The 1,966-nt window shown below is 43.4% G+C and carries 2 protein-coding genes; both read right to left on the bottom strand.

Annotated elements, in window-relative coordinates; translation table 11 throughout:
- Positions 1-612 (bottom strand): FG-GAP repeat protein (locus tag ACP6PK_RS29295; protein ID WP_426564983.1); only part of this gene is annotated, 612 nt, incomplete at its 3' end.
- Between the two features lie 931 nt (positions 613-1,543).
- The coding region (locus tag ACP6PK_RS29290) for an FG-GAP repeat protein (protein WP_426564981.1) at positions 1,544-1,966 on the bottom strand (423 nt) is incomplete at its 5' end.

Raw genomic sequence — 1,966 nt, 5'->3', positions numbered from 1 at the left:
AGTAGTGTCAAATAGGTAGGCTGAACCACTGTCTGCTCCGTTGTCATCGTCTAGTAATGCACCAATCAGGGCAAGGTTATCCCCTAGAGCTACTGATAATCCAAATAAGTCAAATGGAGAACCGTCAGCTGCGGTAAATTTCTGGAGCAAACTGCCAGTAGTAGTGTCAAATAGGTAGGCTGAACCACTTTCTTCTCCGTTGTCATCGTCTAGTAATGCACCAATCAGGGCAAGGTTATCCCCTAGAGCTACTGATAATCCAAATAAGTCAAATGGAGAACCGTCAGCTGCGGTAAATTTCTGGAGCAAACTGCCAGTAGTAGTGTCAAATAGGTAGGCTGAACCACTTTCTTCTCCGTTGTCATCGTCTTCTGATGCACCAATCAGGGCAAGGTTATCCCCTAGAGCTACTGACTCTCCAAACAAGTCAAATGGAGAACCGTCGGGTGCGGTAAGTTTCAGTTCAAAAGCGTTAGCAGGAGCTGTCAAAGCAAGAAGTGCCAGGAGCGGACAGGAGGCTATTTTACCAATTTTGTTTAGGTTAGTGGCTTTGCTCTTAATTGCTTGTTTTTGATTGTGCATATCTAAAATTTTTCCTCTATTTGTTGCCATGAATTTGTAAGTTATATGAGGGAACACTTAACTGGTATGGAGGGAACACTTAACCCACCCCTAACCCCTCCTGGGAGGGGAGTAATATCATGTCCGGTTAAACAGTGATTAATAGTTAACTCCTGAGGACTCCGCACTCAGGAGTCACTCCTCAGGAGAAAAGAGGGAAGGAAGAAGAACAACAGGAGAAGAAGGAGAAAGTTTTTTTATAACTAATTATCCGGACATGATATAAGGGAAGAGGTATGGAGGGAACACTTAACCCACCCCTAACCCCTCCTGGGAGGGGAGTAATATCATGTCCGGTTAAACAGTGATTAATAGTTAACTCCTGAGGACTCCGCACTCAGGAGTCACTCCTCAGGAGAAAAGAGGGAAGGAAGAAGAACAACAGGAGAAGAAGGAGAAAGTTTTTTTATAACTAATTATCCGGACATGATATAATTGATAATTTCTGGATCAGAAATGAAATGCATATGTTTTAATCAGAAGCACCTACACAGAGGAGTTTCTCTGTTGTTTGTTATTAAACTTCTTTTAATCCTATATGCTCCATTTTCTGGTGTCAATAGCATTTTGCCTACTTCATCAAATCTTCATAAAACTTATGTTCTATCCCACGTTCCGCACTTCAAGTTATATGAGGGAACAGGGGAGAGTTGGGAGAGGGGGGAGAGGGGGGAGAGTTGGGAGAGTTGGGACATTTTTCTACCTTTTTCCCCTATTCTATATTCTCGATCTCCTGAGGACTGACCCCTGAGGACTGACTCCTAAAAACTTAACTAATCTATAACTGTTTAACCGGATTTGATCTGACAGCGCTTTTCATATTGATGAACCACATCGTCACAATCAAAATCCTGTAGGGACTTTTCATGGAACGTTCCTACTTATGCGGGTCAAGGGCTAACCTTGAGATAAATTTTTATTGTTATTTTTTCTGCTGCTTCTTTCGGGATAAGGCGGCGATCGCTACTGTTCCTGCTATTCCTAAGAGCGATGATGGCTCTGGTGTTGGTTGAGGGTTGATGGTAAACAAGTATGCTGAACCACTGTTGCTTCCGTTTTCATCGTCTGCTGGGGCACCAATCAGAGCGAGGTTATCCCTTAGAGCTACTGAGAATCCAAAGGAGTCAAATGGAGAACCGTCTGGTGCGGTAATTTTCTGGAGCAAACTGCCAGTAGTAGTTTCAAATAGGTAGGCTGAACCAATGTCTTCTCCGTTTTCATCGTCTCTGAAGGCACCAATCAGGGCGAGGTGATCGCTTAGAGCTACTGAGAATCCGAAATTGTCTTCTTGAGAACCGTCTGGTGCGGTAATTTTCTGGAGCAAACTGCCAGTAGTAGTTTCAAA

This window comes from Dapis hubbardiae BLCC-M172 (assembly GCF_050016015.1).
In the GTDB taxonomy this organism is placed as follows: Bacteria; Cyanobacteriota; Cyanobacteriia; order Cyanobacteriales; family Microcoleaceae; genus Trichodesmium.
This window is presented reverse-complemented; position numbering and strand designations above follow the sequence as displayed.